We start from the raw sequence: 19,379 nt of genomic DNA, 5'->3' as shown, positions 1-19,379 counted from the left end.
CTCTTTTTTCTTTTGAAAAGATTATACCATTCTGCACAATAGCTTGGATGAGACACCGGCTAGTACCACAAGAAAAGGTATTGTACAATTTGTCCATGAGACTCGATGCTTTTTTGTCTAAATTCGCCGGCTTCAGCAGAAGTCAGAGCAGAAAAATGATCAAAAACAGAGTAGTGACTGTAAATGGCGAAATAGTCAATAGTCCTTCTGCCATTGTTGATGAAAAAGACAAGATAGTTGCCAACGGAATGACTGTAGAGGCTTTTGGCATGATATACATAGCTCTTAACAAACCGGTGGATTATGTTTGTTCAAGAGAGAAAGCCGAAGGCAAGAGCGTCTTTGATCTTGTTGAAACGAACTTCTCGGCGGGACTCTCAGTCGCAGGACGACTTGATAAAGACACGACCGGTCTTGTATTGCTCTCCAACGATGGTAAGTTCATTCACGAAGTTATATCGCCTCGCAATTTCGTGGAAAAAGAGTATATGGTAGAAACTTCCAATGAGATAACCGAAGAACAAGTTTTGGCTCTCTCCCGCGGAGTCTTTATCGGTAAGGATGAATTCTCAAAGCCCGTTTTTCTTGAAGTCCTGGATTCCTCTCACCTCAAAATCGTTCTCACGGAAGGTCGGTATCACGAGGTGAAGAGACTTGTTTCAGCAGCTGGAAACAATGTAAGTCGCCTGCACAGAACTAGAATTGGCTCTTATGTTCTTTCCAGTGTACTGAAGCCGGGAGAATGGGATTACTTGTCAAATGCAGATACGAAAAGAATAACCGGGACCTGAGTCCCGGTTATTTGCTATCAAAGGAAGCAAGTATTGCTAGTCAATTTTGGAGAGATTGAACGAGAGATTATGATCTCCCTTTCCAAAATAGCGGTATGTGACCGATACACGGTATCCATCGAGTACGAGCACAACTTCGTAGTATCCTGGATCAAGCTCGACAACTGTGTTGGATCTGCCGTAGTCTCTACCGTTTATGAAAATTCTGGCATTTCTTGGATCTGAAGAAATCGTAATCCTTGCAATCGGCCTTTCTTCTATCAGAGTTATTTTTGTCGACGAGCTTGTTCCCGCCGCAAGGTTGACATCCTTACTGTCTGTTATATAACCGGATTTTTCAACTCTGATCGTGTGTCTTCCCGCATCGATATCAATTGAAAGCGGAGATCTCCCGACATAGACATTGTCTACAAAAACTGAAGCATTTGTCGGCTCAGTTTCAACTGTCAGTCTAGCCTTCTTGGCATAAAGAGTAGCACTAACCTGTCTGTCTCTGTCGAGCGAAACACTCGTAGAAAAGTCTTCATAACCATCCGCAGTTACTCTAACGGTGTAGGATCCCTCTCTAAGCGTGAGATTCAATGGTGTTCTGCCTTGATAGGTCCCATTGATATATACGAGAGCATTTGACGGGGAACTAGTAACGTTTAATTTGTAATCTCTCACCTGAGGGCTCAAAGTAATAGACTTAGAAATCGAGCGGTCAAGGACGAAAGTCTCCGAGTAAGTTTCATAACCAGATCTCTCGATCCTTAGATTCTTAGTTCCACCCTCCAAAGTCACGTTCAATGGACTTCTTCCTACGTATGCATTGTTCACATATACATCGGCTCCGGAGGGACTTGTGATTACAGATAGCTGATGGCTTTGAACAACAGGAGTCAACGTCAAAGATTTCGAGATATTCCTATTTAAAACAAAAGTCTCCGTATAAGTCTCATAACCCGCTTTGGATACACTAAGATTCTTCGTTCCTTCTTCGAGGGTGACATTCAATGGTGTTCTGCCTATTGAACTACCGTTAATGTACACTACAGCGTCACTGGGGTTCGTAACCAGAGAAAGCTGATACTCCTTGGCAAACTTCTGCAGATCAAGCTTCACATCCAGTGTACGCCCACTCTCAATGGTGAACTGTCTGGTTTCGGTCCTGTATCCGTTCATGTATGCCGTAACCATGTGGTTTCCCGGATCGAGGTCTATGTTAACGGGACTCCTGCCGACCATCTTTCCGTCAACGTATAAGGTTGCATTTGACGGTGTTGTGGTTATTCTCGCTCGACCAGTGCTAGGCATAATGTCAAGATAGAACCAGGCAGTGGAGACTGCGTACTCCTGCTTGTCTATCACCGGTATTACTTTCATAGTGACGAAGTCTTCTGCGCCTATACTAGCCCTAGGGAAGATATCTCCCGATTCAGCCCTAACCATAAGATCATCAAGGAAACCAAGGGGCGATGTGGATGCCACTATCTGGAAGATTTCCTTACCGCCGCCGGTTTCGCTGGTCAACTGAAGCCGGTATCTGGTAGTTGCATTGTCAGTCGGAAGCGAATAGGTAACACCGGCCTTCAGTGCGTTGTTACGGTCATAGCCGTTAGGGAAAATTAGCTGAATCTCTCCGTTTGGCGTTATATCGTAAATTGCAACATACGCGTCTTTGCTCACTTGGAAATATGTCTTTACTTCTTCACCGGAATAATAGAGTGAACCATTATCTCTATCAAGCCAAATAGAGACTTCGAGGCCTCCCTGAGGCTGTTCCGGTACAATTATGACTTTCTGCACATCATAAGTTACTACACCAAAAACTGATATTGCCAAGAAAAAAAAGAGAATGACAAATATTGTCTTCTTCATAATTTCACCCCTCCCATTATCAGGTATTAATTAGACTGATTTTCATCAACCTCGTTCAATGATCCTTCAACTGCTCTTCCTAACTTATTATACTTCTTGACAATTCCAATCACTAGAAGTGAGATTACTGTTCCAAAACCTAGACCGTATAGACTCCTGACCAAGCCGGTCCAGAGGGGAACGGTCGCATGACAAAACGTGTTTACAATGGAAACGATCACAAGAGACCCACCTGAAGCAATAATCGGACCGAGCTTTCCTTTGATGTCGAAAGAAAAGTGAAGGAGCAAGGCAAGCAGCGGATATGCAAACAATTCTTTGAAGCGCGGCCGAACAACAAGAAGATTATCGAGAAAGTCTCTCAATGATCTTTCCAGATCAAGAACAAAAGTGAAGTTACCACTTCTAAGGATATAGTAGGCGGCTGCAACAAGAACAAGAGCAACTACCATCAAATCGCCCTTCGTAACCTTCTTAGCGATACTCCTAGCAAAACCGCTAACAAATAACCATCCAGGAAGTGCTACTAGAGATAGTTTTACACCTCGAAAGAGCTCAAGCCCGTTCTGATAATCTGCTCCGACCATAGAAGCGTTCACGGCGATTCCAAGGAAAACCGAAAAGGAGAAGAAGAGAAGAAGTCCCTTGAGAACCCCCGTTTTCAGAGAAGACACCTTGATATATATGGCGAACTCTCCAGATATCACGGCTAATGGAAGACCCACGATCGGGAAAAACAATAATAAAGCAGTACAGACAACCGCAAGCAGCGGACTGATAGACAACAGGAGAACAAACACGAACAGAGATGCCAAAAGTACAAACCTTGATGAACCTGTCCTTGGAGAGACGATCTCTCCAGAGATCAGCCCCCTGTAGCTGAGATTTTCATATACTTCGGAAACCAAATGATCGTAGTCAAAATCGTTATCAGGTGTGAAGAAAAGTATTGCGTCAACACTTCTCTCTCTTATTGCTCTTAGGTATCTTGTCACTGCTTTCTGGATATCGTAGTTTGGATACTCTTTCTTCTTCAGGTTATGTACGCGGAATACCAGAGACTTGTTGATTCGTGCCGTCAAAACATCCTTTACGTACTGACCCCTTTCATCAAACTCCATATATCCTGCATAAGCGGAATGGCTGTCAAGAATTGCAGCCAGTTCCGAAACAGTGTAAGGAGACACGCCGGTAAGAATTACGGGTATCTGAAGCTCCAAAATCTCTTCAAGACTGAACCAGTCTTCCCTAAGATCGATCAGAACAACTGAAGATTCAAGCGCGGTCGCCGTCTCAATCTCCTTCACATAAACAAGCTGTTTGGAAGGAACTCCTTCAACTGCTTTCTCAGTGATTAACGCCGCGCTGCTGTAATTAGAATCTAGAGCAACTCTCCAGGGAATGTAAAGAAGAATCAATAGCAGTCCAACAATGAAGGCAATGAGGACTACTCCGTTTCCAAGACTTACTGTATTCCTTTTTCTTTCGTTTCTTTGTCTTCTTCGAGGCTTCTTAGGTCTAACGGGAACTTCCGCCAATACTTTTCTCTCCTCCCGATTAGAAGATAAAGAAATAATACAACACCGATTAGAAATGGAGAATACGGCAAGAGAAGAATCAATCTCCAGCTCGTGATCATTGAACCAAGACTTGATCCAAAAACCTTGACAAAAGCGGGATTAAAATCTCTCTCATCGGAAAATTCATCTATTACTCTAATTAGATCTCGGTAAGAAAATCTCTCTAGAATGTAACCGGCAAAGCTTGAAACCGCGCCGTAGAATACACTCTGATCAGTCTTCTGAGGATATCTCCTATCAAATTCCGTAAAATCAAAAAAAGCGGCTCTCAACTCGGGTCTCTTTGTCCGAGTATGGAGATTCTGAAACCCTTCTGCAATAAGCTCATGATACCATAGAGGGATTTCATCGGGATTAAGACCTTCACTTCTTAGATATTCGAAGAAATAGACGTGCGCAAGTTCATGCCTTGCAACTCCCGACCTGTAAGAAGAGGTGTAGAGAAATATCTGATATATCCCGTTGTCATCAATCGCTGCAGGTTGCTCATGACCTTCGCCCTTAAGAATAGTAAGGCTGTATTTTACCGAGAAACTGTAGATCATTGATAGCTCAGCATTTGCTTCTTCTATCTCTTTTCTGATCTCCAACTGACCGAATCCAGAGACAGTCGCTAAAGTAATGACTAGAATCAGTAATATTGACTTCATTTAAGGTTGACCAACACTTTCTGGAGGTCAACAGCAAGGTGGGAAGCGATCTCGATTCTCTTTCCATTTTCTCTCGTGAAGGAGAGTCTAGAGCAGTGAAGAAAATACCGCTTGAGTCCCGTTATCTTCTTAAAATCTCTATTGAAGTCCCTGTCACCATACACATCGTCTCCGACAACCGGATACCCCGCTTCACTCAACTGGCGACGTATTTGATGCTTCTTCCCGGTAAATAGATCAACCCAAAGCAGTGAGACCGATTCAAAGCACTTTTCAACCTCAAAAGCCATTGACTCCACGAATTTCTCTCTACGCGAGATTAACTTTCGGTTTTCCTCTGGAATACCTTTCACTAGCGTGTAGTAGCCCTTTTCTACTTCCCGCTCTCTAAAAAGCCTAGAGAGCTCTCTAGCAGCTTCCGGCGATTTGGCAAAGACAATCACTCCGGAAGTGTGCTTATCAAGCCTGTGAACTGGGCGGGGCACAAAACCTCTGGCATCTCCATATGCCATCAGCCCTTCGATGAGCGTTACTATCTGAATTCCCTTACCGGGATGAACGGATATCCCCGAAGGTTTGTCCACCGCTACTATCAAATCATCTTCGAATAGAATAACAAGGGGAATTTCGTGAGGAGTCAGTTCGCGCGTTTCTTCAAGACGCTTTAGTCTTGAAGGATCTCCCGAAAATACTACATGAATTACATCTCCAATCTTCAGTCTCGAGGAACCGTCTTTCACTCTTTCTCCGTTTACTCTGACGTTTCCCTTTCTCAGAAGCTTGTAAATAGACGAAAGCTTGAGATCCGAGAGCTCTCTTCTCAAGAATCTATCAAGCCTTTCATAAAAATTATCTTTCAAGACTTTCAGTTCTCTTTCGATAGAAATCACTCCACAAAATTTTAAGGGGGCTTCAAGCCCCCTTACAGACCTCAGTCCTCAACGCCCAGACCTTTGTTGATACTCTCCACAATATCTCCAACAGTAGAGATACTCTCGATCTGTTCATCCTCAACCTTGAAATCAAATTCATCTTCGAATGCCATAACAAGGTCGACCAGATCAAGGGAATCGGCTCCGAGATCCTCGGTAAGATCGGAATCCATGGCGATTTCATCTTCCTCTACGCCTAGTTTCTCAGAGATTATGCTTTTCACTCTGTCGAAAACTTCATCTGCTGTCAAAGGATTTCCTCCCTTCGAATTCTTTCTGGAAATCGGAACAATTATATTGATCGAAAGCTCCAAAGTCAAATGGGTCTCGATTCTCAAAAGCTTTCATTATTATATAATAATTTGAAAGGCTTTACTTTCGGAGGTTTGCTATGACAAATTTTGAAGAGATGAAAAAGACAGTAATCAAACGAGTCAATCTCGTGCCGAAGGCAGCGCTAATACTTGGATCGGGTCTTGGTTACTTGACGGAGCAGTTTGCTGAACCAACGGCAATAGAATACTGCGAGATTCCTGGCTTTCCTGACACTACAGTAGAAGGTCACTCAGGAAGGCTCGTTTTTGGTATTTTCCATGGACTCCCTGTTGTTGCAATGGAAGGACGTTTCCATTTCTACGAAGGTCATGAGATTAAGGACGTTTCTGCCCCAATATACTTGTTCAAGGAACTGGGAGTGGAGAATTTGCTGATCACAAATGCTGCCGGTGGAATAAACAGGAGTTACACTCCCGGAGATATCGTAGCAGTGACCGACATTATTAACTTCGGTTTTCGAAACCCCCTAAGGGGTCAGAATGACAAGCGTTACGGAGTAAGATTTCCCGACATGTCTGAGATCGTCGACAGAAATTGGCTGAATGAACTACGGGTGAGACTTGACAACAAGGGAATAGACTTGAAGGAAGGAACGTACTGTTGGGCTCTAGGTCCAAGTTACGAGACTCCCTCAGAGATTAAGGCATTTGAATCCTTCGGGGTCGATCTCGTCGGAATGTCAACCGTTCCGGAAATAATCTCAGCCAAGCACTGCGGAATGAAGCTTCTTGTTCTTTCTTGCGTGACCAACATGGCCTCGGGAATTCTTAAGGAAAAATTGACTCACGCCGATGTTGTGAAAACAGCCAACAGAATCAGACCCAGATTCACTTCTATCGTGCAGCAAGCAATCGAATCAATAAAGGTGAACAAATCATGATAAGAAGAGTTAACAGTGTCCTTTCATGCATTCAGGAAGCCAATAACGTACTTGTCGTCGGCCATATAATGCCCGACGGAGACTGCATTTCTTCCGTTGTATCTCTTTCAATGGGTCTGGAGAAATTCGGCAAGATAGCCACACCGGCAATCGACTGGAGGATCCCATCGAGTTTCAGTGCCTTTCCTTGGGTAGAAAGAATAAGGGAATATGGCGAGGAAATCTCTGAACCGGACTTGATTATTGTTGTTGACGCATCTTCCCCTGATAGAATCGGTAGGTTTGAAGAGTTTCTAAGAAAGGGCATCCCCTCAATAGTGATTGATCATCATGCCACAAACACTTATTTCGCAAATGAATGCTGGGTAGATGCTTCATATTCGTCGGCTGCCCAGATGGTTCTCGACCTCCTCAAACTTATGGATGTTGAATATGACAGCGATCTTGCCCTGATGAACTACCTTGGCATAGCGACAGATACAGGATTTTTCAGATATTCTAACGTGGATAGCTCGGTCTTTGAGGCTGCGGCTGAACTCGTCAAATTGGGTGCCGATCCCGCCTTTGTTGCAACAACGATTCTGGAGACCAGAAAGATCGAAGAACTATTCTTAGAAAGAGACGCAATCGACAACATTAAATTGATTTCAGAGAACAGGTTTGCTTATTCTTACCTCACCATGAGGGATTTTGAAAGGCACTCACTGACGGAGGACGATTTTACTGGATTTGTTGGTGAATTGAGATCTATTGAAAGTGTTGAAGTTGCCCTCTTTGCTTCGGAAGCCGGCAAGGGACAGGCCCATGTCTCTTTAAGATCTAAGAGATATTTTGATGTAAGTGAGATCGCGGTCGCGTTCGGAGGTGGAGGACATCAGAAGGCTTCAGGCTTCACTCTCAACTATGAAAGCGATCTAAAAGAGGCTCTCAGAGAGGTCGTCGAGATGATCGATTCCAGGCTTCGAAATGAAACGAATTAGGCAATTAACCTCGCAAGAAGCTGTATGAATTGTGTTATTGGCCACATTATCAACTGAATTATGCCCATTAGAGACAGAACAAGAAGAGTTAGTATTCCGTAGAGTTCATACTTGACCAACCAGTTGACCTGGCTTTCGGGAACGAGCACAGTAACAATATTCGCTCCATCTAGCGGTGGTATTGGGATTAGATTGAATAAAGCAGTGTTGAGATTGATTACCATTGTCCAGTAAACAACATCCGCGATGTAACTGGCAGGAAATAAACTGACACTATCCGGCAAAAAAGTTGAATACTGGTAAAGACCTGAAAGATAAAAGAGAAGACCTGCAACAAGGCCCAACGAAAAGTTAGCAATAGATCCCGAGATGGAAGTCAGTATAGCTCTGAAATACCCAACTCTTCTCAGTTTCCAATAGTTGACAGGAAACGGTCTCGACCAACCAAACTTGAAAAAGTAATACATCAGAAGGCCGACAGGATCTATTCTTCTAATGAATCCCGGCGCTCCCCATTCTGGCTTGATTGCTTCGAACTTTTTTGCGGTTATGAAACGAGCATACTCATGGGAGAGAATAGTTGCCGCAATTGCTGGTGACAGGCAGAAGAAGTTCCTCATCATTTCAAGCATTTTGATTCTCCCTTCCCGAAAGAACGACCGTTATCTCTCCCTTCACTTCGGAAGTTCCGAATCTCTCAATTGAATCAGATACTCTCCCAAAGAACGATTCCTGGAAAAGTTTAGTCATTTCTCTTCCAACAAAAACTTCCCGATCGCCAACTATTTCAAGGAGATCGGTCAAGGTCTCGGTCAGTCTGAACGGGGACTCGAAAAAGACTATGACACTCTCCGCATAAAGCCCTTGAGCAATCTTTCTGAAGATCCTTCTGCGATTCTTCCCTCTTGGAAGGAACCCAAGAAAAGTGAAGTGACTCCCCGGAAAACCGCTAATCGCAAGCGCAGATGAAACGGCGCTGGGACCAGGGGCGATATCGATTTCGAATCCTCTCTCGCGACAGACTCTAATAATCAGAGCTCCTGGATCCGAAACCACAGGCATTCCAGCGTCACTAGAAAGGGCGATTTGCGCTCCCTTTTTTAGCCGCTCAATCACGAAAGGCACTCTTTCCTCCTGGTTATGCATGTTCAGAGATACGACCTCTTTCTTGGATATTCCAAGAGCAGAGAGTAGTACCCTCATTCTCCTTGTATCTTCTGCGAGGATAACATCTGCAACTTCCAGTATCTTCCTGCCTCTCACTGTCATGTCATCTAGATTGCCGATTGGAGTTCCGACAATCCAGAGTTTCCCAGTATTTTCCGTCACTTTGAACCTCCGAGCGGTGACTTTGAGGCCATTCCGACTCTCCGTGGAAATTCCGGCGGTGTTTCAACTTCCTTTTCGTAGACTACCAAGAACCTGGTAGATCCGTCTGAAAGACGATATTCCTTCTCTTGGGATAGACTAAGTCCAAGCCTCTCTTCCGCAATTCTTGCGAATCTTCTCTCCTCATTCCACCCAGGTCCCTTATAGAGAACAATGCTGCCACCAATCTTTACCAGTGGGGCCGCGAGCTCCATTGAAATGTCACTCCTTGCTACTGCTCTGAGAAAGGCCGAATCGAAACTCGCTCTTTCCTCGAGAGCAAACTCTTCAGCTCTTGCCGTCTTCACTGTAACATTGCTAAGTTTCATCTTGAGAGCGAATCTTTCGATCTCTTGAGTCTTCTTTGCAATCGAATCAAGAAGCACCCAACATGATTTTGGAAAAACCGCTGCAAGCAAAAGACCGGGAATCCCCCCACCACTTCCGATATCCACATAACTGCCTGTCAACGTAGAATTGGCAAACGGGATCAGAGTGTCCTCGAGGTGCACTGTTACTGCCCTTTCGAATATCCTAACTGATGTGAGATTATGTGGAGAAGAAATCACTAGCTCTAAAAGCATATTACACTTCGAGCGAAGAGATGGTTCAAGCGAATCAAATGAGAACATTACGGCTCATTCCTTTTCGATGCAAGCGTATGCCTCGTGATTGTGAATTGACTCCTGACTGATCACTTCTACCCTGTACCAGTTGATGCGATCATCCTCTTGAAGAAATAGAACGACTTCTCGCGAAAGATCCTCTACAAACCGGGGGTTATCATACGAGTGTTCTGTAATATATTTCTCGTCTTCCCTTTTTAGAAGAGAATAGATCGGGGCGCTCGAAGACTTCTCGACAAACTCAATGATTTCTTCAATCCATACAAGAGAATTCATTCTGACGGAGGCAAAGACTTCTGCCCTTTGGTTGTGAGCTCCTCTGTCACTTATCTCCTTTGAACAGGGGCAAACGGTCATGACGGGAACTTTAACTCCTAGAATAAAATCAAACGCCCCATCCTTCATGGTATTGAAAGAACACCCGAATGAACTGAAACTCTCACTACCACTTACCGGAGCATTCTTTCTGATGAAATATGGAAACTCAACCTTAATGTGTGCAACATCTGCTTTAAGTGATTCTTTCATGTCATCAAGAATCGATTCCATATTTCTCGGGGTGATTTTTCGATGGTGTCTCTCCAAAACCTCCACAAATCTAGACATGTGGGTACCTCGAAAATCCTTTGGAAGATCTACAAAAAGATCGAATTTTCCAATTGTCTGTTGTGTCCCGAACTTCCTGTCCAACACAACTATTGGATACTCGATTGACTTTATCCCAACCATATTGATCTTTATGTTCCTCTTGTCCTTCTCATTCTGTACGTCTCTCAAGATTTAGCACCCCTTGAATCTGAAGTATCAAAGAGGTATAATTTTCTAAACGGAGGCGTATCCTAATTGGCTAAGGAGCCGGTCTTGAAAATCGGTGGGGTTGACGCCCCTTGTGGGTTCGAGTCCCACCGCCTCCGCCAGAACCGGGGTTTCCCCGGTTATTTCTTTAATGGGCCAAAATCCGATAAAGGCCAAATGGTAAGCATCGGGCTCCCAACTATCGCTTCCTCCGGAACAAAGCCAAAATACCTGCTGTCGAAGCTATTGGTGGAGTTATCTCCCATCATGAATCTGAAACCTTCTGGAATCCTGACTTTGACTTCCCCGGTTGCAGGGTCCTGACTAATATACTCTTCCATTCCAAGAGGTCCCAGTACTGTATCATAGTACTCAGTATATTCGATTAGCCCCTTGTATGCCTGGTAAAGTCTGTAATACGGCGAAATCCTGACAGAGGGATCATCGGGATGAGCCAGCCCGAAATAGAACATCGGATCGTAGAATATTCCTTCCCTTACGTATCGCTTTTCTTCCAGCGCAGGAGGGATATCCCCATTGACGTAAAGCTGATAGACTGGATTAGCGGAAGTGTAGTCTGGAGCTTTTCTTAGTTCCAGTATGTCACCCGGTTTCCCGACCAGCCGTTTGACGTACTTTACATGACCCCTGTACTCGGCAGGGGCGAATAGGTCCATGAATTTATCAAACCCCCGCAGATACTTCTGCGATTCGATATCCACATACGGAGTCCAAAACACGACGATATCCCCATAGTCCGGTTCTCTATATTCATAGGTGACTTTCTCCACGAATAGTCGAGCGGGAGGGTTAATTGTAGGTATCATCGAGCCAGTCGGAACTAACATCGTCTCAAAAACAAACAGACGAATTATCGTACCAAAGACAACCGCGTAAAGAATCGCCTTTCCCCACTCTCTAACTTCGTGGAGAAAGCGCGATCCTTTCTTTTCAGAGGCCTTTTCCGACATTTTGGCAGACACTTAGCCTCAGTCCCTTTTCTCTTTAATCTTTACCTTACCCTTCACATCTCGAATGTAGTAGATCTTAGCTCTTCTAACCTTTCCCCTTCTGAGAACTTCTATCTTCTCTAGAGACGGGCTTGTGAACGGGAAGATTCTTTCAACTCCAACACCTGCCGCTCCAACTCTTCTAACGGTGAAAGACTTTCCGGTTCCACTACCTCTGATCCCCATAACAATACCCTCAAAGGCCTGAATCCTTTCTTTGTTACCCTCTTTGATCCTTACGCTTACCCTTACCGTATCGCCCGGACCCATCTTCGGCAGATCTTCCCTCAAATGTTCATTTTCCAGAGACCTTATGTACTGATCCATCTTAATCCCTCCTAACATCTATTGTATCCTCTCGAATTAATCTATCTAATACTATTGCAACCGCCGCTCTCACAGAGAGGTGATTGAAATCCGAATTAGCTCTCAGTGGTTCCAACGAGTAGTTGCACATTTTTTCTATTTCCTCCGGTAAGCCCCAGCTAGTTCCAAAAAGAAGAAGATGCGGCTTTTTGCCCCCGGCAATAATGTTTCTCATGGCTTCGTAAGTGAGCCTGTCTCTTCCCCTTTTAGCAGAAGTGAAAACAAGATCAGGCTTTTGACCTTCGATCTCTTCTATATCTTCAAGAACATCTTCAATATACGATGCCCTCTTAACAACCGTCAGCGCTTCACTTCTGCTTGGATTGTACTCTTTTCCAAACTCCTCAAGCCAGTAGTTGAGGACGTTATCTACTATCTCTCTCTGCGCGGGAAGATTGCTTACCACAAAATAACCCTTTAGATTGTAAGTTCTGCAAGTGCGGGAGATATCGTGAACGTCGAGATTTGTAACGGCACTCGAAACGATATTCCCATGTCTTCCCAAAACCGGGTAGTGAATCAAAGCAAGATATATGTTATTCAACATCCTTTTTCAGCTCCTTGAAGAGCATAAGTAAGGCCTTCTTATCAGAGAGATCAAACTCATGCTTCAAAAAGATGTCAGGCCTTCTTTCGATTGTCCGCCTCAAACTCTCAACTCTTCTTTGAATTTCAATCATCTCGTGATTTCCACTGAGAAGCACCTCGGGCACTTTAATTCCATTCACTTCTCTAGGCCTTGTGTAATGCGGGTGATCAAGGAGTTCAGAGAAAAAGGAGTCATTAATGACTGATTCCATGTCTCCAACCACCCCTGGTATGAATCTTGAAATAGCCTCTATCATGAGTATGGTGGGAACTTCCCCACCGCTGAGCACGAAGTCACCAATCGAGAGTTCTTCATCAACCACGCTCATAACCCTTTCATCAATCCCTTCGTAACGGCCACAGATGAAAGCAATATGATTGAGTTTGCTGAGTTCAAGAGCTTTTTTGTTATCAAAGACCTTTCCTTGAGGAGAAGGGTAGATTATGTATGGCCTGCTACTTTCTGTAAAGCGACTCGCAACTGCCCTTAGAATCGGCTCAGCCTTCATTACCAAACCGCTCCCTCCACCGAATGGATAGTCGTCGGTAGTTCTGTGGCGATCATCAGTGAAATCTCGAATATCTAAGGCTTCAAAAACAATTATCTCGCTCTTTAGCGCTCTCGAAATTACACCCCAGTTGAAAATCGTTTCGAAAAGCCGTGGGAATATGGTTAGAACATCTATCCTCATTCAGGCTTAACCTCTTCAAATTCCAAAGACCTCGCAATAATCGTCTTATCATCAAAGTTTAGCTCTATAATACAGTCCCTAATCATAGGAATGAGTTCTTCTCGGATCGAAAAGTCTTTCTTGGTTTTGACAACAACCATTACATCATTCGAACCGGTTTCAATAATATCGTCTACAATACCAATGAAGTCCCTATTCTCATCGAAAACTTTGCAACCAAGAACCTGAAAGTAATAATACTCTCCTTCGCTCAGTTCTGGCAATATCTGTACTTCGATGTAGAGATGGAAGCCAGCAAGTCTTTCTGCCTGAGCCACCGAATTGATACCTTCGAAATGCAGGATCCATCCTTTTGTTGCTCTACGGGCTCCGTCAATTGAAGCCATGAAATGCGATCGCGTTTTTTCGTTGTAAAGAAGAACCTTCCCAACGTTCCTGAAGACATCTTCATCTTCAAGGGAGACTTTCACCTTCATTTCGCCGTGAAGACCATGGGGCTTCACTATCCGCCCGATAGGAATCATGTTTTCCAGAATACCGTCTTTCAAATCGCTCATCTGACCACCTTAAGAATGAAACTTTCTTTTGATGAGCCTGCAAGAGCGTTGAGTAGCACGTTGACTGACTTGATTGTCCTACCATCCTTTCCAATAATCTGGCCAACATCTTCTTCTGCGGCACCAATTTCAAAGACCGTGTTCCCGTTTTCGTCAAGTGTCTCTGAAACGGTTATCTGATCGGGCTCTCTAACTATTCCCTTCAGAATGTGTTCAAGTACTTCCCTCATTACTCTGCTTTCTCTCCAACTTCCTTGACAAACTTCAGTTCGTGAACCTTCTTCATAACTCCGAATTTTGCAAGAATCGATCTTGCAGTCTCTGTCGGTTGAGCCCCCTTCATAATCCATTCCACTGCCTTATCAACATCGACGCTCATGATACCGGGATCTCTTATAGGATCATAGAAACCCAGAGAGTCAATATATGCTCCGTCCCTGCGTTTCTGAGAATCGACTACAACAAGCCTGTAAAAAGGCCTGTTTCTTCTACCCATTCTTGTTAGCCTTATCTTTACCATTCTTTGCGTACACCTCCTGATTCTCTACTATCTAAAATGGAAATCCTTTCATACCTTTTAGAAGCTTTCCTTTCCTTCCAAACTGCTTCATCATACTCTTCATCTGATCATATGATTTCAGGAGCTTATTCACATCCTGAATTGACGTTCCGCTTCCTCTTGCTACTCTCTGTTTTCTCGAGTAATTGAGCAGCTTTGGATTTCTTCTCTCCTGTGCATTCATCGAACTGATAATCGCCTCTGTTCGCTTCATACTTTTTTCGCTCCCGGCCAAATCCACATCTTTCGGTGCACCGGGTATCATTTCCATAATATCTGCGATCGATCCAAGTTTCTTTACTTCTTTCAATTGCTCAAGGAAATCCTCAAGATCAAACTTGTTCTTAAGGAATTTCTCTTCCATCTCTTTCGCCTTTTCCTCGTCTATGTTAGATTGAAGCTTATCTATAAGAGACAGCACATCTCCCATGCCAAGTATCCGTCCAGCAACTCTGTCAGGATGAAAAGCTTCGATCCCATCGGGTTTTTCAGAGACTCCGATGAATTTCACTGGCTTTCCCGTAACATGTCTTATGGATAGAATAACTCCACCTCTGGCATCCCCATCAAGTTTTGTAACTACGAAGCCCGAAAGCTCTAGTGCTTCGTTAAACGCCTTTGCAGAGTTAACCGCATCCTGACCCGTCATTGCATCAACAACCATGAGAATCTCATCGGGCTTGACTGCAGCAACTATGTCTTTTAGCTCTCTCATCATAGTGTCATCAATATGAAGTCTTCCTGCAGTATCAAGAATCACGACATCATTTATGTTCTTTACGGCCTGCTGCATTGCTTCCTGTACAATACGAACAGGGTTCTTTCTGTCACCCGTGAAGACAGGCATATCTATCTGTTTCCCCAGCTGCATCAACTGATCTATGGCAGCCGGCCTGTATACATCTGCCGCAACAAGAAGCGGCTTTCGGCCTTCTTTTCTCAAAAGAGTACCAAGTTTCGCGGTGGTTGTCGTTTTTCCGCTTCCCTGCAATCCAACCATCATGATCTTGGCAGGTTGACTCGAAAGTTTCAGTGGAACGTTCTTTTCACCCAGCATATTTATCAGTTCATCTCTCACAACTTTTATGAACTGCTGATCCGGTGAAAAAGATTTGAGTACTTCTTCACCAAGCGCCTTTTCTGTTACACCGCTAATAAATTCCTTGACTACCTTGTAGTTAACGTCTGCTTCTAAGAGCGATAGTTTGACCTGCTTAACGGCATCTTCTATGTTTTTTTCCGAGATTCTTCCCTTTCCGCTCAGCAATCTGAATGCTCTGCCGAGTTTGTCCTGGAGATTTTCAAACATCTAAACACCTCCACAGCTTGAAAAGTATACAACGCGTCTGCACGCGAATGTTGAACTTATCTAAACAACAACTGTGATTATCTTCTACTTATATTAAATTTTGATTACCGGAAAGACATCAATATACTTAATTCACCTATGTTCCTTCGAGGAACATCTCTAGTAGATTGATCAGCAATACTTGCTGAAGAGAACACACCTCGCTCTGGAAGTAATTTAACGACGCAAGCAAACACTCATTTGTGATTCAATGAATTAAGTTTTATGTAACAATCTCTGCAGACTGCAATGTATTTCTCCATTCCCCCAACATCGATTTCTGTATCGATTGCACCTGAAATCCTGTGAGTTACTGTTGCACTATATTCTCCACAAATATGGCAGACGGCCTTTTTCTTTATCACTTCATCTGCTGCAGCCATCAGATTTGCAGTTACAGCAAACGGTCTATGTTTGTAGCTGAGATCGAGTCCCACGCAAAATACATCGATCCCAGCGAAAATCATCTTCTGTACCACTTCTAGCAGACCCTGATCAAAGAAATTAGTCTCGTCAATGAATATTGCATCGAGCTTCTCATTTTCCCGCGAGACGATCTCTTCTATTTCAGAAGAGTCATACACATTTATCGCTTCCGCCATTTGGCCTGAATGACTTACAACATGATTGGATGAGTATCGGGTATCAATTATTGGCTTGAAAACCCTTATGCGTTTCTTCCCAAGAGTGTAGATTTCAACCATAGAGAGAAGAGTCGAAGTCTTCCCGGAATACATTGGTCCTACAACAACCGTGAGTTTGCCCGACATAAACTCAGCTCCTTATCACATAATCAAGACTGTCCCTAATGCCAAGCAAGAACTGTCCGACTGATTTTCCTTGATAACAATATTCTCCACTTGTCTTCACAGCTTCTTCTATTGCCTCTTCAGGAGAGGCCCCTATCGTAACCAGCAGCGAAAAGATTGCTCCAAAGAGATCTCCGCTGCCAAAGCGATTTTTTCCGATTCTCGGAGGCAAATACTCCTTCTTTCCGTAAAATGCACCTTTTGACGAAGCCTTCATAATGACTCGTCTGTCGTCTCTATCAAATGACATATAGTCATTAGCGAGAATGAAATCGTACTTCTCTAAACCCTCAAGTCCTTTGAACTCATGAAAGGGGGAAGGATCTATTATCTTAATCCGGGACTCTATGGAAGCTGCCTTTGAGGCCGCAAATTGGCCAATCTCAAGAGTACTGTACAGGAGATCGAATCTCTCCCCAGAAAGAAGCTCGAGCAATTCCTCATCAATGCTTACTAATGAAGGTTTCTCAACTGCGATAACCTCGGAATCTCTAAAGAGGAAGATCCCACTAGAGCAATTCGAGGTGACCGGAATAGACTCAAAAGGCCATTTTCGCGAATCACCGACGCCAAAACAGCTCAAAAATAGAACATCGGCGCCAATCAATGAAAGGCAGTTAGCCACATTGAAACCCGACCCCCCCGGAGTCTGTTTAATCTCGGCGTTGTGGCCACTGCCCGAAATCTCGATATCTTCCAAGTAACCACCTAAAATGAGAGCACGAAACTTACTTCGTCCTGTAGAGTCTATCACCGGCATCTCCTAATCCAGGAATGATATACGCATGGTCATTCAGTCTTTCATCAAGAGCTGCAGTGAAAACCTTCACGTCAGGGTGGTTCTTCTCGATGAGTCTCACACCTTCGGGAGCTGCGATGAGACACATCAAAGAGATCTGCTTCCCTCCGGCTCTCTTTACCAGCTTCAAAGCCCAAGAGGACGATACGCCAGTTGCAAGCATCGGATCTAGAACGAAGATCTGAGTAGTTTCGTCGATCCTGGGGAGCTTTGAATAGTATTCAACGGGCTGAATCGTGTCGGGATCTCTGTATATGCCAATATAGCCAACTGAAGCATTGGGCATTAGAGAAAGAACCCCCTCAACCATGCCGAGGCCGGCTCTAAGAATAGGAACTACGGTCACTTTTTTATCTTCGATGGACTGACCGGCCATCCTGACGAGGGGAGTAGTAATTTCCTTCTCATAAGTAGGTATGTGTCTTGTCGCCTCATATGTCAAGAGCAGGGTTATTTCCTTGAGGAGTTCCCTGAATTCTTTGGGACCGGTCTGATCATCTCTCATTATTCCCAACTTGTGCTGAATTAGAGGGTGATTGACGATTGTAAGCTGATCAAACACACTCATCACTCCTGTGTATCAAATCAGAATAAAGGGGGAATCTTTCCGTCAAAGCCTTGACTTCCCCACCAATCTCTTCCACTTTTGATTCAGGTATCTCGCCCTTTTCACCTTCTATGTTTTCAAGGACCCGGATCATCAAATCGGCAATAATTGGCATTTCCTTCTCCGTCATACCCCTTGTAGTGACGGCGGGAGTTCCAATTCTTATTCCACTGGTAACAAAAGGAGATCTAGTCTCCTTTGGAATGGTATTCTTGTTAACCGTAATGTCTGCTCTCTCAAGAGACTTTTCAGCAGCCTTCCCTGTAACATTTATCGGATTAAGATCTACAAGGAAAAGGTGAGTATCTGTTCCACCGGAAACTATCCTTAATCCTTTCTCTTCAAGTGATTTCGCCAACTGACGAGTGTTCTCCAATATGCTCTGCTGGTATACTTTGAAGTTATCCTCCAGAGCTTCGCCGAACGAAACTGCCTTAGAAGCAATGACATGCATCAACGGACCACCCTGAGTTCCCGGGAAAACCATCTTGTCTATCGACTTGGCAATCCCTTCATCATTTGTAAGAATCATGCCACCCCGAGGACCTCTAAGGGTCTTGTGTGTTGTCGTCGTTACTACGTGAGCAAAGTCTAGCGGATTGGGGTACAGACCCGCAGCTACAAGACCGGCGAAGTGAGCCATGTCTACCATAAGAATCGCGCCTACTTCATCCGCTACCTCTCTAAACTTTCTGAAATCGATTATTCTGGAATAAGCGCTTCCACCGGCAATAATTACCGTAGGTCTAGCTTCGAGGGCAAGCTTTCTAACTTCACTATAGTCAATGAGCTCGCTCTCCTCGTCGACACCATATGCTACAACATTGAAAAGCTTCCCTGAGAAATTAACCGGAGAACCGTGAGTTAGATGTCCTCCGTGGCTCAAAGACATTCCCATTATAGTATCGCCAGGCTTGGCAACCGCCAGATAGGCAGCCATGTTTGCCTGTGATCCCGAGTGTGGCTGAACATTTGCGAATCCAGCATCAAAAAGCTTCTTGGCCCTTTCTCGAGCAAGCTCTTCGACTTCGTCAACATAGACACATCCACCATAATATCTTTTGGACGGATAGCCTTCCGCGTACTTGTTTGTCATGACAGATCCCATAGACTCCATGACTGCCCTGGAAACGAAGTTCTCAGAAGCAATCAACTCTAGCCCGTTTCTCTGTCTTTCTAGCTCTTTGACCATGATATCGAATACTTGCTTGTCACTATTCTTCAAAGACTCCCACATGTAAAAACC

The 19,379-nt window shown here is 44.2% G+C and carries 24 protein-coding genes and 1 tRNA gene; 4 read left to right on the top strand and 21 right to left on the bottom strand.

Features of this window, described 5'->3' with window-relative positions:
* Window positions 1–47 precede the first annotated feature (47 nt).
* Window positions 48–791 carry a pseudouridine synthase gene (locus Y697_RS00885; protein WP_310793762.1) on the top strand — a complete coding sequence of 248 codons (744 nt, stop codon included), beginning with the start codon at window positions 48–50 and terminating at the stop codon, window positions 789–791.
* A gap of 36 nt (window positions 792–827) precedes the next feature.
* Here the strand turns inward: Y697_RS00885 and Y697_RS00880 are convergent, their stop codons facing one another.
* From Y697_RS00880 to acpP, 5 genes are read right to left on the bottom strand one after another with little or no spacing between them, the layout of a single operon-like run.
* Window positions 828–2,651, bottom strand: a complete 1,824-nt coding sequence (locus Y697_RS00880; protein WP_121549824.1) for a PEGA domain-containing protein — start codon at window positions 2,649–2,651, stop codon at window positions 828–830.
* Window positions 2,652–2,677: 26 nt separating this feature from the next.
* Window positions 2,678–4,189, bottom strand: a complete 1,512-nt coding sequence (locus Y697_RS00875) for a DUF5693 family protein (RefSeq protein ID WP_259462245.1) — start codon at window positions 4,187–4,189, stop codon at window positions 2,678–2,680.
* Window positions 4,117–4,881: a hypothetical protein gene (locus tag Y697_RS00870; RefSeq protein WP_121549823.1), complete on the bottom strand. Its 765-nt coding sequence runs from the start codon at window positions 4,879–4,881 to the stop codon at window positions 4,117–4,119. The genes Y697_RS00875 and Y697_RS00870 overlap by 73 nt, the downstream gene beginning before the upstream one ends.
* On the bottom strand, window positions 4,878–5,771 hold the full coding sequence (locus tag Y697_RS00865) for an RluA family pseudouridine synthase (protein WP_259462244.1): 894 nt from the start codon (window positions 5,769–5,771) through the stop codon (window positions 4,878–4,880). The genes Y697_RS00870 and Y697_RS00865 overlap by 4 nt, the downstream gene beginning before the upstream one ends.
* 41 nt (window positions 5,772–5,812) lie before the next feature.
* Window positions 5,813–6,064: an acyl carrier protein gene (gene acpP, locus Y697_RS00860; protein WP_121550322.1), complete on the bottom strand. Its 252-nt coding sequence runs from the start codon at window positions 6,062–6,064 to the stop codon at window positions 5,813–5,815.
* Window positions 6,065–6,204: 140 nt separating this feature from the next.
* Here acpP and Y697_RS00855 point away from each other — a divergent pair, with 140 nt between their 5' ends.
* Both Y697_RS00855 and Y697_RS00850 read left to right on the top strand, forming a co-directional pair.
* Window positions 6,205–7,029 (top strand): purine-nucleoside phosphorylase, encoded by an 825-nt coding sequence (locus Y697_RS00855; protein WP_121549821.1) that lies wholly within the window; start codon window positions 6,205–6,207, stop codon window positions 7,027–7,029.
* Window positions 7,026–8,009 carry a bifunctional oligoribonuclease/PAP phosphatase NrnA gene (locus tag Y697_RS00850; protein ID WP_121549820.1) on the top strand — a complete coding sequence of 328 codons (984 nt, stop codon included), beginning with the start codon at window positions 7,026–7,028 and terminating at the stop codon, window positions 8,007–8,009. The genes Y697_RS00855 and Y697_RS00850 overlap by 4 nt, the downstream gene beginning before the upstream one ends.
* Here Y697_RS00850 and Y697_RS00845 read toward each other — a convergent pair.
* The 4 genes from Y697_RS00845 to folE2 are packed head-to-tail and all read right to left on the bottom strand — an operon-like array spanning window position 8,006 to window position 10,780.
* Complete coding sequence (locus Y697_RS00845; protein ID WP_121549819.1) at window positions 8,006–8,641, bottom strand: site-2 protease family protein; 636 nt, start codon at window positions 8,639–8,641, stop codon at window positions 8,006–8,008. The genes Y697_RS00850 and Y697_RS00845 overlap by 4 nt on opposite strands.
* Entirely contained in the window at window positions 8,634–9,338 is a 705-nt protein-coding gene (gene rsmI / locus Y697_RS00840; RefSeq protein ID WP_121549818.1) for a 16S rRNA (cytidine(1402)-2'-O)-methyltransferase, read from the bottom strand. Before rsmI ends, Y697_RS00845 begins: the two co-directional genes overlap by 8 nt.
* Window positions 9,335–9,961 (bottom strand): 16S rRNA (guanine(527)-N(7))-methyltransferase RsmG, encoded by a 627-nt coding sequence (locus tag Y697_RS00835; RefSeq protein ID WP_259462243.1) that lies wholly within the window; start codon window positions 9,959–9,961, stop codon window positions 9,335–9,337. The genes rsmI and Y697_RS00835 overlap by 4 nt, the downstream gene beginning before the upstream one ends.
* A 54-nt stretch (window positions 9,962–10,015) precedes the next feature.
* A complete protein-coding gene (folE2, locus tag Y697_RS00830) occupies window positions 10,016–10,780 on the bottom strand; it encodes a GTP cyclohydrolase FolE2 (RefSeq protein ID WP_183083674.1) in 765 nt (254 codons plus the stop codon).
* 51 nt (window positions 10,781–10,831) lie between these two features.
* On the opposite strand from folE2, the gene Y697_RS00825 reads away from it, so the two are divergent.
* Window positions 10,832–10,920, top strand: a tRNA-Ser gene (locus Y697_RS00825).
* Window positions 10,921–10,938: 18 nt separating this feature from the next.
* Here Y697_RS00825 and lepB read toward each other — a convergent pair.
* From lepB to glyA, 12 genes are all read right to left on the bottom strand, one after another.
* The gene (gene lepB / locus Y697_RS00820) at window positions 10,939–11,781 is read right to left on the bottom strand and encodes a signal peptidase I (protein WP_121549815.1); all 843 of its coding nucleotides are present in this window, start codon (window positions 11,779–11,781) and stop codon (window positions 10,939–10,941) included.
* Window positions 11,782–11,787: 6 nt separating this feature from the next.
* On the bottom strand, window positions 11,788–12,135 hold the full coding sequence (rplS, locus tag Y697_RS00815) for a 50S ribosomal protein L19 (RefSeq protein ID WP_121549814.1): 348 nt from the start codon (window positions 12,133–12,135) through the stop codon (window positions 11,788–11,790).
* Between the two features lies 1 nt (window position 12,136).
* On the bottom strand, window positions 12,137–12,721 hold the full coding sequence (locus Y697_RS00810; RefSeq protein WP_121549813.1) for an RNA methyltransferase: 585 nt from the start codon (window positions 12,719–12,721) through the stop codon (window positions 12,137–12,139).
* On the bottom strand, window positions 12,711–13,454 hold the full coding sequence (gene trmD / locus Y697_RS00805; RefSeq protein WP_121549812.1) for a tRNA (guanosine(37)-N1)-methyltransferase TrmD: 744 nt from the start codon (window positions 13,452–13,454) through the stop codon (window positions 12,711–12,713). Before trmD ends, Y697_RS00810 begins: the two co-directional genes overlap by 11 nt.
* Complete coding sequence (rimM, locus tag Y697_RS00800) at window positions 13,451–14,011, bottom strand: ribosome maturation factor RimM (protein WP_121549811.1); 561 nt, start codon at window positions 14,009–14,011, stop codon at window positions 13,451–13,453. The genes trmD and rimM overlap by 4 nt, the downstream gene beginning before the upstream one ends.
* Window positions 14,008–14,241 carry a KH domain-containing protein gene (locus tag Y697_RS00795; RefSeq protein ID WP_121549810.1) on the bottom strand — a complete coding sequence of 78 codons (234 nt, stop codon included), beginning with the start codon at window positions 14,239–14,241 and terminating at the stop codon, window positions 14,008–14,010. The genes rimM and Y697_RS00795 overlap by 4 nt, the downstream gene beginning before the upstream one ends.
* On the bottom strand, window positions 14,241–14,531 hold the full coding sequence (gene rpsP / locus Y697_RS00790; RefSeq protein WP_121549809.1) for a 30S ribosomal protein S16: 291 nt from the start codon (window positions 14,529–14,531) through the stop codon (window positions 14,241–14,243). The genes Y697_RS00795 and rpsP overlap by 1 nt, the downstream gene beginning before the upstream one ends.
* A 31-nt stretch (window positions 14,532–14,562) precedes the next feature.
* Window positions 14,563–15,879 (bottom strand): signal recognition particle protein, encoded by a 1,317-nt coding sequence (ffh, locus tag Y697_RS00785; RefSeq protein WP_121549808.1) that lies wholly within the window; start codon window positions 15,877–15,879, stop codon window positions 14,563–14,565.
* A 236-nt stretch (window positions 15,880–16,115) separates the two neighbouring features.
* The gene (locus Y697_RS00780) at window positions 16,116–16,688 is read right to left on the bottom strand and encodes a thymidine kinase (protein WP_121549807.1); all 573 of its coding nucleotides are present in this window, start codon (window positions 16,686–16,688) and stop codon (window positions 16,116–16,118) included.
* A gap of 4 nt (window positions 16,689–16,692) precedes the next feature.
* Window positions 16,693–17,427, bottom strand: coding sequence for a carbohydrate kinase (locus Y697_RS00775; protein ID WP_259462242.1), 735 nt, complete (start codon window positions 17,425–17,427; stop codon window positions 16,693–16,695).
* A gap of 28 nt (window positions 17,428–17,455) precedes the next feature.
* A complete protein-coding gene (gene upp / locus Y697_RS00770) occupies window positions 17,456–18,094 on the bottom strand; it encodes a uracil phosphoribosyltransferase (protein WP_183083673.1) in 639 nt (212 codons plus the stop codon).
* The gene (gene glyA, locus Y697_RS00765; protein ID WP_121549804.1) at window positions 18,081–19,370 is read right to left on the bottom strand and encodes a serine hydroxymethyltransferase; all 1,290 of its coding nucleotides are present in this window, start codon (window positions 19,368–19,370) and stop codon (window positions 18,081–18,083) included. The genes upp and glyA overlap by 14 nt, the downstream gene beginning before the upstream one ends.
* Window positions 19,371–19,379: the final 9 nt, after the last annotated feature.

Origin of the sequence: Mesotoga sp. BH458_6_3_2_1, assembly GCF_003664995.1 — a bacterium.
Taxonomy (GTDB): Bacteria; Thermotogota; Thermotogae; order Petrotogales; family Kosmotogaceae; genus Mesotoga.
The sequence above is the reverse complement of the archived record's forward strand: the minus strand, read 5'-3'. Positions and strand labels throughout refer to the sequence as shown.